This window comes from Granulicella mallensis MP5ACTX8 (assembly GCF_000178955.2).
Classification (GTDB): Bacteria; Acidobacteriota; Terriglobia; order Terriglobales; family Acidobacteriaceae; genus Granulicella; species Granulicella mallensis.
On the sequence record NC_016631.1, the window covers coordinates 2,330,521 to 2,347,563 of the forward strand.

Consider the following 17,043-nt stretch of genomic DNA (forward strand, 5'->3'; position numbering starts at 1 on the left):
ACTTAGTCATCAGCGTGAATCAGTTATAGAACTTCTTCTTCTTTTCCTCCCGGGCCCCGCATTTTTATGTCGCACTCGTGCTGTGTAAATAGCAGATATTCTTGTTGCCTTTCAACTAAAGCTTTTCTGTTTCGCTATAGCGTCATCGATCACCACTCAGAGGGTTTCCTGTTGGTGAAGATTGAAACCCATAGTTAGCTACTAGTTCAAAGATTTTCCATAGATCTCCAGGGCGTGTCATCAGATTGTTATTTTGGGTTGAAAATTGAGCCGTGCAAATCGCATCATGAGGCAAGACTCGGAAGGACATGGCTTCAGCTGGGCCGTAGAAGCTGGCTGCGAGCTTTTTCCACTCTGCCGAAGGCTGAAGCTAAGGCGTAGCCGAGCGACTGAATTGCTTTTTGGGGTGCTGCCAAGACTGTGCAGGGCTCGCCAGGGATGTATTCGTGGCGAGGGCGAGCGGTTTCGCCACGGCCGAAGAAGGCAATTCAGTCGTTGCGCCCTGCGGGCTTCACTCCAGCCTTCGGCAGAGAGGTACGGGCCTTTGGCCTGCCATTTACGGCATGGCTGAAGCCATGCCCTTCCGCTCCGTGCCCTTCATGAAGAGATTGAGGCTTATGACTGCGCGCCGAGTGGGGAGCTAATCACAGAAGCACAGAGTTAGAAGGATGGGCAGTATGGGCGACGCGAATCCAGGCAAGGAAGTACCGGTATCCGTTTCACAGTCAGGCATATGGTTCGCGCAGAAGTTAGACCCATCCGTTCCAGCTTTCAATCTTGGCCAGTACTGCGAGATCGACGGTGATCTCGATCTGCAAATCTTTGAGCAGGCGTTGCGCCAGGTCCTTGGAGAGGCGGAGTGCCTGAGGGCACGGTTTTACGAAGAGGACGGCAAGCCCCGGCAGGTGATCGCCGCATCGGTCGAGTGGTCGCTCCCGGTGACTGATCTTTCCCATGAGCCGGACCCCTTTGCGTCGGCGCTGGCCTGGATGGATGTCCATCTGGCAACGCCCGTCGAGATGGATGGCGGAGAGCTCTTTTATTTTTCTATCTTCCGGTTAGCATCCAGGCGGTTTCTTTGGTATCAACGCCATCATCACGTCATAGTCGATGGATTTGGCGGTTGGACGATCTCAACTCGAGTTGCCGAGATCTACTCTGCTTTGGTTGCCGGTAGAGATGCTGGAGAGAGTCCCTTTGGCCCCCTTGAGATCCTGGAAGAAGAGGAGCGCAAGTATCGCTCCTCCGAACGCTTTGCGCGGGATAAGCAGTATTGGCTGGAGAAGCTCGAAGAGCGTGCGCCTCTCGCCCTGCTGAATGCGCAGTCTGACAGTACTCCCAGTGGGCAAGGTCTTTTTCTGAGTGGGGTGAGTTATCTCTCCGCAGAAGATAAGCAGAAGTTACAGGACCTTCTAGCTTCTACCGATCTCACATGGCCTCAGATCCTGATGGCAGCCACGGCCATTTACACCTACAGCGTGACGGGCAGCGACGACCTGGTGCTGGCTCTTCCTGTAGCTCTCAGGTCGGGTACGGTCCGCAATATTCCGGGTGTGGTGTCGAACGTTCTTCCGGTGCGGTTGCGGGTGCGTCCGGATATGAGTCTGCTGGAGCTGACCAGGCAGATCGCTCGAGAGCTCCGGCAACACCTGAGACACCAGCGCTATCGCACGGAGGATATGCACCGCGACCTCGGAATGCTGGGGCAGGCTCAGAAGCTCTACGGCACCATCGTCAATGTCATGTCCTTCGACTATGACCTGAAGTTTGGCGAGAGCACGAGCAGGACCTTCACGCTGGCTGTGGGGCCTGTCGAGGACATGTCCATCCTGGGCTACGATCCGTCCGACCGGGATGGCCTGCGGATTATCTTTCATGCCAAGTCTTCTCTCTACAGCGCGGAGGATCTGGCGCGGCATCAAGAGCGTTTTATTGCGGTGCTCCGGAAGACGATCACGAATCCGAATGAGCTCGTTGCCAGGATCGACTTGCTCGAAGCTTCAGAGAAGCAGTTGGTTCTGCAGGAGTGGAACGATACGGCACGGCCTGTTCCCGCGGAGACGGTAGTCGATCTGTTCGAACGGCAGGTCGAGAAGACTTCGAACGCTGTCGCTGTTGTCTGTGAAGACGAGCAGCTGACCTATGAGGAGTTGAATCAGCGGGCCAATCGTCTAGCCCGGCTGTTGGTTGCTGAGGGCGTTAAGCCGGAGGCGATGGTTGGCCTGTGCGTGGAGCGGTCGCTGGAGATGGTTGTCGGTTTATTCGGCATTCTGAAGGCGGGGGCTGCTTACCTGCCGCTGGATGCGGACTATCCCCACGACCGGCTCGAATTTATGGTGCAGGACACGAAGCCGGTGTGTGTGCTGACCACGGAGACTACGAAAGAGGTTGTGTCGCCCGGGGTTCCGCAGATTCAATTGGATTCCAGGAAGATCGTCACCAGGCTTAGCCGGTTGTCGAGGACAAATCCGAACCGCGTCAGTGTTGGGTTGAATCCGGAGCATCCTGCGTATGTGATCTATACCTCGGGTTCTACGGGCAGGCCTAAGGGCGTTGTCGTCGAGCACCGGGGCTTGCGCAATCTGCTCTCCTGGATTCAGGATTCGTGTGAGCTCAACGCGCAGGACGCGCTTCTGCAAAAGACTCCGTTTGGCTTCGATGCTTCTGTCACGGAGCTCTTCTGGCCGCTGTGCTTCGGGAGTCAGTTGGTGATGGCTCGACCGGAAGGGCATAGAGATCCTGCGTATCTGGCGGAGGCGATCCGGCGCTATTCGATTACGACGATCCAGTTTGTTCCCACGATGCTGGAGCAGTTCCTCGAGTTTGCGGATGCGAAGCGTTGCCCAAGTCTGCTGCGTGTGCAGTGCGGCGGCGGCATTTTATCGGAGGCGCTTAGGAAACGTTTCAGGGAGCGTCTGCCTGGTGTCTTGCTCTTCAATCTTTATGGGCCGACTGAAACTACGGTTGACGTGACTTCGTGGGAGTCGGCAGAAGACGGGTCTGAGGCGGGTCTTCCGCCAATCGGCAAGCCTGTCTGGAACACGCAGCTTTACGTGCTGGACAGCAGTCTGCGTCCGATGCCGGTGGGGTCTGCTGGTGAGCTGTACATCGCGGGCAGTGGGTTGGCGCGCGGGTATCTGGGACGAGCTGGGATGACGGCGGAGCGGTTCGTGGCGAACCCGTACGGGGAGCCTGGTAGCCGGATGTACCGCACGGGCGATCTGGCGCGGTGGCGCAAAGACGGGGTTTTGGAGTATCTGGGACGCACGGATCACCAGGTGAAGATTCGTGGATTCCGTATTGAGGTAGGGGAGATCGAGGCGGCACTGCTGCGTCATCCGTCGGTAGGCCAGGCCGTGGTGATGGCGCGTGAGGACCGTCCGGGCGAGAAGCGGCTGGCGGGTTACGTGGTGGCTGCGGCAGAAAAGACCGTGGATACGGATGAGTTGCGGAAGGTTCTGGGTCAGCAGTTGCCGGAGTACATGGTTCCGGCAGCGCTGGTGGTGCTGGAGGCCTTCCCGCTGACGCCGAACGGGAAGCTGGACCGGAAGGCATTGCCTGTGCCGGAGTTCAGGAGCACGCAGGAGTGGGTGGCACCGCGTACGCCGGAGGAGGAGATCCTGTGCGGACTGTTCGCGGAGGTCCTGGGACTGGAACGGGTGGGTGTACACGATAACTTCTTTGCGCTGGGCGGGGATAGCATCTCGTCGATCCAGTTGGTGAGCCGGGCAAGGAACGTAGGTCTGGTACTGACGCCAAGGGATATCTTCCAGCGGCAGACGGCGGAGGCCCTGGCAGCGGTGGCGCGGATTGTGTGCGATGAGAGCCTGCTGCTGAAGGAGGCTCCGGAGCAGTGGACGGCAGCGATAACGCTGACGCCGATCATGGAGTGGCTACTGGAGAAAGGTGGGCCGATCGGCCGGTTCAACCAGTCGATGCTGCTGCGGGTACCGCAGGGGTTGAAGGAACAGGCGTTGTTGCAAGCGCTGCAGGCGCTGTTGGACCAGCACTCGGTGCTGCGGCTGAAGCTGCAGGGAAGCCGGATGGTGATTCAGGCTTCGGGCAGCGTGGAGGCTGGTTCGTGCTTCCGGCGAGTGACGTCTGGGGATATCGCAGCGGTCGCTCTGGAGGCGGAGCAGCGGCTGTCGCCTGAGGCGGGCCGTGTGTTGCAAGCGGTGTGGTTCGAGGGCGTTGCAGGTGAAGCTGGCCGGTTGCTGTTGGTGATCCATCATCTTGCGGTAGATGGAGTGTCGTGGCGGATTCTGGTGGAGGATCTGGTTACGGCGTACCAGGCTGCGGCGAAGGGCGAGAAGCCTGTGCTGGCAGCGGTAGGGACGTCGTTCCGGGTGTGGTCGGAGCGGCTGGCAGCGGCGGCGCGTGAGGAGAAGAGAGTCGCGGAGCTGGAGATGTGGAGCACGATCCTGCGGGCGCAGGATGCGCCGCTGTTCTCGCAGGCGTTCGATCCGAAGCGGGATACCACGGAGACAGCGCAGCACTTGAGCCTGACGCTGCCGTCGAGCCTGACGGTGCCGCTGCTGAGCAAGGTACCTGCGGCGTTCCGTGCGCGGATCAACGAGGTTCTGCTGAGTGCGCTGGCGCTGGCGGTCGCGGGATGGAAGGGCAGGAATACGTCTGGATTGCTCGTTGATGTGGAAGGCCATGGACGCGAGGAACTGTTTGAGGGCGTGGACCTGTCGCGGACGGTGGGCTGGTTCACGAGTATGTTCCCGGTGCGGTTGGACGCGGTTGATCCACGGGAGGCACTGGGTGGCGGAGCTGCGTTAGAGCGAGCGTTCAAGGGGATCAAGGAACAATTGCGACAGATCCCCGATAGCGGAATCGGATATGGGCTGCTGCGATATCTGAACCCGGAGACGGGCAAGGTTCTGAAGGGCTTGGCGAAGCCGCAGATCGGGTTCAACTACCTGGGACGGTTCGCGGCGCCGGAGGAGCGGGACTGGACGATCGCGGCGGAGGCCGGATCGTTGCAGGGTGGGTCTGATCCCGGGATGCCCTTGGCGCATGGTTTGGAGCTGAATGCATTCACGCTGGACCGGAACGAAGGCTCGGAACTGGTGGTGAAGTGGAGTTGGGCTACGGCGCTGTTGACCGAGCAGGAGGTGCGAGAGCTGGCTGTAGGCTGGTTCCGGGCGCTGGAGGTCTTCGTCCAGGTTGCACTGGAGCGCAGAGCTATCGGACGGACGCCCTCGGATCTGGAACTGGTGCGGCTGACGCAGAGGCAGATCGAGGGGCTGGAGAAGAAGTATCCGGGGCTGGCGGAGGGCTGGTTCTGGGCGCTGGAGGTCTTCGTCAAAGAAGCACTTGAACCCAAGGCTATTGGGCGTACGCCCTCGGATCTGGAGTTGGTGCGGTTGACGCAAGGGCAGATCGAAGGCCTGGAGAAGAAGTATCCGGAACTGGCGGAGGTGCTGCCGGCATCTCCCCTGCAGGAGGGTCTGCTGTTCCATGCCTTGTACGACAAGCAGGCGCTGGATATCTACACGGTGCAGTTGGTGCTGGAGCTGGAGAGCGAGGTCGAGGAAGCTGCTATGCGGGAAGCAGCAAAGCGGCTGGTGCGTCGCCATGCGAACCTGCGGGCGAGCTTCGAGTACGAGGGCCTGGACCAGCCGGTGCAGGTGATCTCGGAGGACACCGTGCTGCCCTGGTGGACGGTCGATCTCGCACGGTTGCCCTCAACAGAACAGGAGAGTGCCTGGCGGCAGTTACTGGCGGAGGACCGGGCTCAGCGCTTCGACCCATCCGTGGCTCCGCTGCTTCGCTTCACCCTGGTCAAGCTGGCCAGCGGCAGATACAAGCTGGTCTTCACACACCACCATCTCCTCCTGGATGGATGGTCCATGCCCATTCTCATCAGGGAACTGCTGTTGCTCTATGCGGACAAGGGAGATGTGAAGAGACTCCCGAGGGTCACGCCGTATCAGGAGTATCTGGGCTGGCTCTCGAAGCAGGATAAGAACACCGCGGAAGCGGCCTGGAAGACGTACCTTGCCGGACTGGAGCAGCCGACGCATCTGGCTCCGGTGACGACGGAGAGTATTTCTACCGTTCCGGAGAGCACGACGCACTGTTTATCCGTGGCGCTGACGGAAGATCTGCGGCACGCTGGACGTACCTATGGACTGACGCTGAACACCTTCCTGCAGGGCGCGTGGGCGATCCTGCTGAGCTGCCTGACGGGCCAGAACGATGTTGTGTTTGGCGTCACGGTATCGGGACGGTCGGCGGACATCGGTGGCTTCGAGAGCATGGTGGGGCTCTTCGTGAATACGTTGCCGTTGCGACTGCAGCTGCAGGGCGAGGACTCCATTCTGGAGACCCTGACGCGGCTGCAGGAGCAGCAGTCGTATGTGATGCTGCACCAGCATGTGTCGCTGGTGGACCTGCAGAGGCTGGCGGGGATTGGCGAGCTCTTTGACACGCTGTTTGTCTTCGAGAACTATCCGCTGGACCGGGACGTGCTGGGCGCGACGATTCCCGATCTGAAGCTGGCCGGAATTGAATGCAATGACATGACGCACTATCCGCTCTCGCTGGTGGTGATTCCGGGAGAGGCTCTACAGCTTCGTGTGCAATATAACGCCGGACTGTTCGAGCGCAACGCGATTATCACGCTGATCGGGCGTCTGACGCGGCTGCTGGAGTTGATCGTCTCGAATCCGGATGAGCTGATCGGCCGTGTGGATGTGCTGGGCGCGACGGAGCGGCACCGTGTGTTGAAGGAGCTGAACTCCACGGCTCATGAGGTGACCGAGAAGACGATGACCGACCTGCTGCAGGAGCAGGCGGAGCGCACGCCGACGGCGGAGGCGCTGATCTTTGGGGAGGTTAGCCTCAGCTATCAGGAGTTGCACGCGCGCGCGAATCAATTGGCCCATTGGCTGATGACGCAGGGTGTCGGGCCGGAGAGCCTGGTGGCGGTGGCGATTCCGCGTTCGGTGGAGATGGTGGTGTCGCTGCTGGCGATTATGAAGGCCGGTGGGGCTTATATGCCGCTGGATACGGACTATCCGCCGGAGCGTCTGGCGTACATGCTGGAGGACGCGCAGCCGGTGCTGGTGCTGACCAGCGTGGAGATCTCCGCGCAGCTTCCGGAGCTGACCGCCAAGCTGCTGCTGGACGACGCGGCGACGCAGGAGATGCTGGCGGGTTATTCAACGAAGCCTCCGACGGACAAGCAGCGGGAGCAGCCTTTGCAGCCGGGGCATCCGGCGTATGTGATCTACACCTCGGGTTCGACGGGCAAGCCGAAGGGCGCGATGATTGCGCACCACGCGATTGTGAACCGCCTGAAGTGGATGCAGGCCGAGTACCAGTTGCAGGCGGACGATCGCATTCTGCAGAAGACGCCGTTCGGCTTCGACGTGTCGGTGTGGGAGTTCTTCTGGCCGCTGCTGGAGGGCGCGACGCTGGTGATGGCCAAGCCGGGCGGGCATAAGGACCCTGTCTACCTGGTGGACTTGATCCAGACCAGCAGGATTACGACGCTGCACTTTGTGCCTTCGATGCTGCAGGCCTTCCTGCTGGAGCCGACGGCGGTGAAGTGCCAGGGACTGCGCCGGGTGATCTGCAGCGGCGAGGCGTTGCCGGTGGAGCTGCAGGAGCAGTTTCATGGACTGCTGCCGTCCGCGCTGCACAACCTGTATGGCCCGACGGAAGCCGCGGTGGATGTGAGCTACTGGGCCTGCGAGCCGGGCGACAGGTCGCTGTCGGTGCCTATCGGAAGACCGATCTGGAACATCCAGCTCTATGTGCTGGACCGGAGTCTGCGGCCTGTTCTGGTGGGGGCCTCGGGAGAGCTGTATATCGCGGGGCGTGGATTGGCGCGCGGGTATCTGGGACGGCCCGGCCTGACGTCGGAGCGCTTTGTGGCGAATCCGTACGGAGAGCCGGGAAGCCGGATGTATCGCACGGGCGATCTGGCGAAGTGGCGCAAAGATGGCGCGCTGGAGTACCTGGGCCGTACCGACCACCAGGTAAAGATTCGCGGCTTCCGCATTGAGATGGGCGAGATCGAGGCGGCGCTGTTGCGTCATCCTTCGGTGGCGCAGGCGACGGTGATCGCGCGCGAGGATCGTCCGGGTGAGAAGCGGCTGGCGGGCTACGTGGTAGCTGCCGCGGACCAGCAGGTGGATACGGAAGCGTTGAGCCAGATGCTGGGTAAGGAGCTGCCGGAGTACATGGTTCCTTCGGCGCTGATCGTGATGGAGGCCTTCCCTCTGTCTCCGAACGGAAAGCTGGATCGCAAGGCGTTGCCTGCGCCGGACTACGCCAGCACGGCCGAGTGGGTCGCCCCGCGTACGCCGCAGGAGGAGATTCTGTGCTCGCTGTTTGCCGAGGTGCTGGGGCTTACGCGGGTCGGCGTGAACGACAACTTCTTCGCGCTGGGCGGACACTCGCTGCTGGCCACGCGCTTGATGAGCCGGGTGCGGAGTGCGTTGAATGTGGAGCTTTCGATTCGCGTGCTCTTTGAGGAGCCCACGGTGGCGAGGCTGGCGCAGCGGTTGAAGGGGGCTCAGTCGTCGGGGGCTCCGCTGCGGCCTATGCCGAGGCCGGAGGAGATTACGCTCTCGTCGGCGCAGCACAGGCTGTGGTTCCTGAATTGCATGGATGGCGGAAGCTCGACGTATCTGATCTCGGGAGCACTGCGTCTGCGTGGGGAGTTGAACGTTGCGGCGCTGGAGGCGGCTTTCGCCGATCTGCTGGAACGGCACGAGAGTCTGCGTACGATCTTCCCGGAGATGGAGGGGATTCCGCATCAACACGTGCTGGAGGCGGAGGGGCTTTCGATTCCGCTGGCGGCGGTTACGGCCACGGAAGAGACGCTCGCCGCGGTGTTGGCACAGGCTAGGGAGAAGGGGTTCGATCTCTCAAGGGAGATACCGCTGCGGGCACATCTGGTTGAGATCAGCTCTACGGAGCATGTTCTCCTGATCCTGCTGCACCACATTGCAGGCGATGGCTGGTCGCTGACGCCGCTGTTCGAGGATCTGGCGACGGCGTATGCCGCGCGTAGTGAGGGGCGCAGGCCGGAGTTTGAGCCGCTGCCGGTGCAGTATGTCGACTACACGTTGTGGCTGAAGGAGAGCCTGGGCACGGAGTCCGATGCGGAGAGCGTGGTGTCGCGCCAGTTGCAGTACTGGACGGAGACGCTGGCGGAGCTGCCGGACCATCTCGATATCCCTACGGATCGTCCGCGGCCTGTGGAGACGACGCATGGCGGCGCGCTGCTGCCGTTCAAGTTCTCGGCGAGCCTGCACCAGCGGCTGCAGGACCTGACGCGCGAGAGCCGGGTGAGCCTGTTCATGATGTTGCAGGCAGGGTTGGTGCTGCTGCTGAGCCGGTTGTCGAACTCCAACGATATTCCGCTGGGCACTCCGATTGCAGGGCGTACGGATAGTGCGCTCGACGACCTGGTGGGTGTGTTTGTGAACACGCTGGTGTTGCGTGTCGATACGTCGGGGCGGTTGAGTTTCCGCGATTTGCTGGAGCGAGTGCGCACGACGGACCTGAATGCCTATGCGCACCAGGAGATGCCGTTTGAGCGGTTGGTGGAGGCGCTGCAACCGGCGCGTTCGTTGTCACGTCATCCGCTGTTCCAGATCATGCTGACGCTGCAGAATGCTCCTGAGCCGACGCTGGAGTTGTCGGGAGTGACGGCGACGCTGGAGCCGGTGCATACGGACGTGGCGAAGTTCGATCTCTCGTTCACGTTTACGGAGCAGAGAGACGGCAAGGGCGCGCCGAAGGGGATCGACGGCTATATCGAGTACAGCACCGATCTGTTCGACCGCGATACGGTTGAGGTCTTCGCGAGAAGATTGGAGCTGATTCTGGAGGCCGCGGTTGCGAACCCGGACCAGATGATCGAAGAGATCGACATTCTGGGGGCGGAGGAGCGTCGGCTGGTTCTGGAGGAGTGGAACCAGACGGCGACCGACCTGAAGACGCAGACGTTCGCGGAGATCTTCGAAGAGCAGGTGGCGTATGCGCCGGAGGCGTTGGCGCTGGTCTTCGGAAAGCAGCAACTGAGCTATGGCGAGTTGAATGCGCGAGCGAACCGGTTGGCGCACTGGCTGGTGGCGCAGGGGATCGGGCCGGAGAGCCTGGTGGCGATTGGGGTGCCGCGTTCGGTGGAGATGGTGGTTGCGATCCTGGCGACGCTGAAGAGCGGAGCGGCGTATCTGCCGCTGGATACGGACTATCCGGAAGAGCGGCTGGCGTACATGCTGAATGACGCGTGGCCGGTGCGGGTGTTGACGACGAAGGAAGCTTCGGGGCGTCTGCCTGGTGCGGCAGAGATTTGCGTGCTGCTGGATGATGCTGCGTTTGTTGCGAGGCTTGAGATACAGCCGGGGACGAATCCGGTTCGGGCGCAGGGGGTGGACCATGCGGCGTATGTGATCTACACGTCGGGTTCGACGGGCAAGCCGAAGGGCACGGTGATGACGCATCGCGGGCTTTCGAGCCTGGCGGCGGCGCAGATCGAGCGGTTCGAGATTACGCGGGAGGCTCGCGTGTTGCAGTTGGCGTCGTTGAGCTTTGACGCGGCGGTGATGGAGCTGCTGATGGCCTATGCCGCAGGAGCGACGCTGGTGGTGCGCGATCCGGGGCCGATTGCGGGCGAGCCGCTGGCAGAACTGCTGCGGGACCAGAGGATCAGCCTGACGCTGATTCCGCCGGTAGCGCTGGCCAGCATGCCGCAGTGGGATCTGCCGGATTTGAAGACGCTGATCGTGGGCGGTGATGCGTGCTCGCCGGAGCTGGTGTCGAAGTGGTCGGTGGGACGCAGGATGATCAATGCGTATGGGCCTACGGAGTCGACTATTGCCTGTACGTTGAGCGAAGAGCTGGTGGGGGGAGAGGTGCCTCCGCTGGGCAGGCCGATTTTGAATACTCGGGTTTATGTTTTGGACGGGAGCCTGCGGCCGATGCCTGTGGGGTCTGCGGGCGAGTTGTACATCGCGGGCATTGGGTTGGCGCGCGGTTATCTGGGACGTCCTGGGATGACGGCGGAGCGGTTTGTAGCGAACCCGTATGGGGAGCCTGGAAGCCGGATGTATCGCACGGGCGATCTTGCACGGTGGCGTAAGGATGGGGTGCTGGAGTACCTGGGTCGTACCGATCACCAGGTGAAGATCCGCGGGTTCCGTATCGAGGTTGGTGAGATTGAGGCGGCACTGCTGCGTCATCCGTCGGTAGGCCAGGCCGTGGTGATGGCGCGGGAAGATCGTCCGGGTGACAAGCGGCTGGCGGGGTATGTGGTGGCTGCGGCAGGGCAGACGGTGGATACGGATGAGTTGCGGAAGATGCTGGGTCAGCAGCTGCCGGAGTACATGGTTCCGGCAGCGCTGGTGGTGCTGGAGGCCTTCCCGCAGACACCGAGCGGGAAGCTGGACCGGAAGGCGCTGCCAGTGCCGGAGTTCACGAGCACGCAGGAGTGGGTGGCACCGCGTACGCCGGAGGAAGAGATCCTGTGCGGTCTGTTCGCGGAGGTGCTGGGGCTGGAGCGAGTGGGTGTGCACGATAACTTCTTCGCGCTGGGCGGAGACAGTATCTCGTCGATCCAGCTGGTCAGCAGGGCGCGGAAGGCAGGATTGGTGCTGACGCCACGGGATATCTTCCAGCGGCAGACGGCAGAGGCGTTGGCTGCGGTGGCACGGATCGTGTGGGACGAGAGTCTGCTGTTGAAGGAGGCACCTGAGCAGTGGGGTGAGGCCGTAGCGCTGACACCGATCATGGAGTGGCTGCTGGAGAAGGGCGGGCCGATCGGCCGGTTCAACCAGTCGATGTTGCTGCGTGTGCCGCAGGGGCTGAAGGAACAGGCGTTGTTGCAAGCGCTGCAGGCGTTGCTGGATCAGCACTCAATGCTGCGGCTAAAGCTACAGGGAAGCCGGCTGGAGATTCAGGCTCCGGGCAGCGTAGAGGCATCGTCGTGCTTGCGGATGGTGACGTCGGGAGAGTTTGCCGAGGTCGCGCTGGAGGCGGAGCAGCGGCTGTCGCCGGAGGCTGGGCGGGTGCTGGAGGCGGTGTGGTTCGAGGACGCAGGCCGGTTGTTGCTGGTGATCCATCACCTTGCTGTGGATGGAGTGTCGTGGCGGATTCTGGTGGAGGATCTGGTCAGCGCGTACCAGGCTGCAGCGAAGGGCGAGAAGCCTGTGTTGGCGGCGGTAGGGACGTCGTTCCGGGTGTGGTCGGAGCGGTTGGCCGCGGCGGCGCGTGAGGAGAAGAGAGTTCGTGAGCTCCCGCTGTGGAGCGGGATTCTGCGGGAACAGGGTGCGCTGCTGTTTGCGCAGGCGTTCGATCCGAAGCGAGATGTCACGGGGACTGCGCAGCATCTGAGCGTGACGTTGCCCTCGAACCTGACATTGCCGCTGTTGAGCAAGGTGCCTGCGGCGTTCCGTGCGCGGATCAACGAGGTGCTGCTGAGCGCGCTGGCGTTGGCAGTAGCGGGATGGAAGGGGTGGAACACTTCGTCGTTGCTGGTGGATGTGGAAGGTCATGGCCGCGAGGAGTTATTCGAGGGCGTAGACCTGTCGCGGACGGTGGGGTGGTTTACGAGTATGTTCCCCGTACGGCTGGATGCGGTTGATCCGAGAGAGGCGCTGGGCGGCGGAGTTGCGCTGGAGCGAGTGTTCAAGGGGATCAAGGAACAGTTGCGGCAGATTCCGGATAGCGGGATCGGGTATGGGTTGCTGCGGTATCTGAACCCGGAAACGGGCAAGGTATTGGCAGGGCTGGCGAAGCCGCAGATCGGGTTCAACTACCTGGGACGGTTCGCAGCGCCGGAGGAGAAGGACTGGACGATCGCGACAGAGGCCGGGTCTCTGCAGGGTGGGTCTGACCCGGGGATGCCGCTGGCGCATGGGCTGGAGTTGAACGCGTTCACGCTGGATCGGAACGAAGGCTCGGAGCTGGTGGTGAAGTGGAGCTGGGCGTCAGCTCTGTTGAGCGAGCAGGATGTGCGAGAGCTGGCGGAGGGTTGGTTCCAGGCGCTGGAGGTGTTCGTTCAGGCTGCGGAAGATCCGCGCAGGATCGGACGTACGCCTTCGGATCTGGAGCTGGTGCGGCTGACGCAGGCGCAGATCGAAGGGCTGGAGAAGAAGTATCCGGCTCTGGCGGAGGTTCTGCCAGTGTCTCCATTGCAGGAGGGGCTGCTGTTCCATGCGCTGTACGACAAGCAGGCGCTGGATATCTACACGGTGCAGTTGGTGCTGGAGCTCGAGGGCGAAGTAGACGGGCAGGCGATGTGGGAGGCAGCGGAGCGTCTGTTGCGCCGCCATGCGAACCTGCGGGCGAGTTTCGAGTACGAAGGGCTGGACCAGCCGGTGCAGGTGATCGTCGAGGATACCGTGCTGCCGTGGCAGGCGGTCGATCTCTCGAGACTGTCCGCGGCCGAGCAGGAGAGAGCGTGGCGGCAGTTGCTGGCGGAGGATCGGGCTGAGCGCTTCGATCCGTCTGTGGCTCCGCTGCTGCGGTTTACGCTGATCAAGCTGGCGGGCAGCAAGTACAGACTGCTCTTTACGCATCATCATCTGCTTCTCGATGGATGGTCGATGCCGATCCTCATCCGGGAGCTGTTGCTGCTCTATGCGGATAAGAGCAAGACTCTGCGGCTGCCGCACGTTACGCCGTACAGGGAGTATCTGGGCTGGCTGGCGGGGCAGGATCGCGTTGTCGCGAGAGAGGTTTGGAAGGCTCAGCTCGAGGGCGTTACGCAGCCGACACACATTGTGGGCGAAGGCTGCGGGAAGGGCGAGAAGCTTTCGGAGAAGATTACGTATGCTTTGCCGGAGGCTCTGACGCAGTCGCTGACGCGTCTGGCTCGTAGTCAGGGGATGACGTTGAATACGCTGCTGCAGGCGGCTTGGGCGATTCTGCTGGGACGTTTGACCGATCACGGCGATGTGATCTTCGGCATGACCGTTGCCGGGCGGCCTGCGGAGATTGCAGGCGTTGAGAGCATGGTGGGGCTGTTCATCAATACTCTGCCGCTGCGGGTGCAGCTTCGTTCGGCGGATACGGTTCGCGATGTTCTTGCGCGGTTGCAGGAGCAGCAGTCGCAGACCATGCCGTATCAGCATGTGTCTCTCTCTGAGATACAGCGGCTGGTGGGTGTCGGCGGGCTCTTCGATACGCTGCTGGTCTTTGAGAACTATCCGGTGGACGAGACCGTGAAGGATATCGTTCCGGGACTTCGGATCGGGGCTGTCGAAGGCCGCGATGTGACGCACTACCCGCTGACGGTGGTGGTTATTCCGGGCGCGAGTTTGCAGTTGCGGTTGCAGTATCGCCCCGATCTGTTCGACCAGGATGAGGCAGAGATCCTGGCCAAGCGGTTGGAGTGGATTCTGGAGGCGGCTGTTGCGGACCCGGATCGCAGAGTGGAAGAGATCAACATCCTGAGCTCCGAGGAGCGTCGCCTGGTTCTGGAGGAGTGGAACAAGACGACGGAGGATCTCGGCGCACATACGTTTGCCGGGATCTTCGAAGAGCAGGTGGAGCATGCGCCCGAGGCGACGGCGCTGGTCTTCGGCAAGCAGCAGTTGAGCTATGGCGAGTTGAACCAGCGGGCGAACCAGTTGGCCCATTGGCTGAGGTCTGAGGGGATTGGGCTGGAGAGCATTATCGCTATCGGCATGCCGCGTTCGGTGGAGATGGTGGTTGCGATCCTGGCGACGCTGAAGAGCGGAGCGGCGTATCTGCCGCTCGATCCTGACTATCCGGAAGAGCGGTTGGCGTACATGCTGAACGATGCGCGGCCAGCGCGTGTCCTAACGACCGAAAAGGCGGCGTCTCGTCTTTCCGCTGCGGGGAACACGGTTCTTCTCGATGCTCCAGAGGTGCTTCTGGCGCTGCGGTCGCAGTCTAGCAGCAATCCGGTTCGCCAACAGAGAGCGGATCATGCGGCGTATGTGATCTATACGTCGGGTTCTACAGGCAGGCCGAAGGGCACGGTGATGACGCATCGTGGTCTTTCCAGTCTGGCGGCGGCGCAGATTGAGCGGTTCGCTATCACACGCAATGATCGTGTGCTGCAGCTTGCTTCGTTGAGCTTTGACGCAGCGGTGATGGAGCTTCTGATGGCCTATGCCGCGGGAGCGACGCTGGTGGTTCGAGAGCCGGGACCGATTGCGGGTGAGCCTCTCGCGGAGTTGCTGCAGCAGCAGCGGATCAGCCATACGCTGATTCCTCCGGTGGCACTGGCCAGCATGCCGCAGTGGGAGCTGCCGGACCTGAAGACGCTGATTGTCGGCGGAGACGCCTGCTCGCCGGAGCTGGTATCGCGCTGGTCCGTAGGACGCCGGATGATCAATGCCTATGGGCCTACGGAGTCGACCGTAGCCTGCACCCTGAGCGAAGCGCTGTCGGGCGGAGCGATTCCTCCGCTGGGCAAGCCGATCGTGAATACCCGGGTCTACGTGCTGGACGGAAGTCTGCGTCCGATGCCGGTGGGCTCGGCGGGTGAACTGTACATCGCCGGCGATGGCCTGGCACGCGGGTATCTGGGACAGCCCGGCCTCACGTCGGAGCGGTTCGTGGCGAACCCCTATGGGGAAGCCGGAAGCCGCATGTATCGCACGGGCGACCTCGCAAAGTGGCGGAAGGATGGTGTGCTGGAGTACCTGGGACGCACCGATCACCAGGTGAAGATTCGCGGCTTCCGTATCGAGGTCGGAGAGATTGAAGCAGCGCTGTTGAAGCAGCCTTCGGTGGCGCAGGCGACGGTGGTCGCGCGCGAAGACCGGCCCGGTGAGAAGCGTCTGGCGGGCTATATCATCGCGGCCGAAGGTTACGAGATAGACACCGGGCTGTTGCGGCAGATGCTGGGGCAGCAGTTGCCGGAGTACATGGTTCCGGCGGCGCTGGTAGTGATGGAGGCCTTCCCGCAGACGCCGAGCGGCAAGCTGGATCGCAAAGCCCTGCCTGCGCCGGACTACAGCAGCACGGCCGAGTGGGTGGCTCCGCGTACGGAACAGGAGGAGATTCTCTGCAAGCACTTCGCCGAGGTGCTGGGACTGGATCGAGTTGGAATACACGATAACTTCTTCTCTCTGGGAGGAGACAGCATCCTGTCTGTCCAGCTCGTCAGCCGCGTCCGAAACGCCCTGAACATCGACCTTTCGATCCGCACGCTCTTCGACGCGCCTTCTGTTGCCGAGTTTGCCCGGCACGTTGGCGGGTCGAACCTGGCGACCAATCCGTTGGAGCCGGTACTGGCTCTACGGCGGCAGGGAAGCAGGCCCGCGGTCTTCTGCGTGCATCCCCTGGGAGGCCTGAGCTGGTGCTATGCGGGACTCCTGCAGCGTTTACCCATGGAAATTCCTCTCTATGGGATGCAGGGACGCGGTATAACAGAACCACACAGAATTCCCAAGAGCATGGACGAGATGGTCACCGACTATGTCGCCCTGATCCAGGAGATCCAGCCTCAGGGGCCTTACCACGTGCTGGGTTGGTCGTTTGGCGGATTGGCGGCGTACGCTATTGCCACCCGTTTGCAGGAACTTGGAGAGGAGGTCGGTATCGTATCGATCCTAGACGCTTATCCGTGGGAGCCGGAGCGCGTGAAGAAGCTGCCTCCGATGGATGAGATGATTGGAATACTGTTGCGTGAACTGGGATTCGATGCCGAAAGCAAGTCTGCCAACATGGAGATTGCTGTGGTCAGCGCCCTTCTCCAGTTGGACCAGGGGGCTCTCGCGGCATTGGATGGGAAATACATCACCGCGTTGGTAGAGGTCTTCAAGAGCAATCACATGATTGCCCGCGATTTCGTGCCCAGACCCTTCCGCGGAGACCTGCTGTTCTTCATGGCAACGCTAGAGCGCCCGGAGGGAAGTCTTGAACCTGCAATATGGCAACAATATGTCGATGGCAATATGGAGATATGTCCCATCGTTTGTAAACATCAGCTCATGACGGAAGCGGCCCCCATGGCTGAGATCGGCTCTATACTCGCTACAAAATTAAAGAACAAACTGCAATGAATTTTCTGAACAACTTTTTATTGCTAAGGGAGAA

Annotated in this window: 1 protein-coding gene; it reads left to right on the forward strand. The window is 61.6% G+C overall.

Annotated features, from left to right (window positions below; translation table 11 throughout):
• Window positions 1-677 precede the first annotated feature (677 nt).
• Entirely contained in the window at window positions 678-17,009 is a 16,332-nt protein-coding gene (locus ACIX8_RS09845; protein ID WP_014265189.1) for a non-ribosomal peptide synthase/polyketide synthase, read from the forward strand.
• Window positions 17,010-17,043: the final 34 nt, after the last annotated feature.

Excerpts from the sequence above, each read along its gene's own strand:
- ACIX8_RS09845 (WP_014265189.1), top strand. The coding sequence starts at position 678 with ATGGGCGACGCGAATCCAGGCAAGGAAGTACCGGTATCCGTTTCACAG.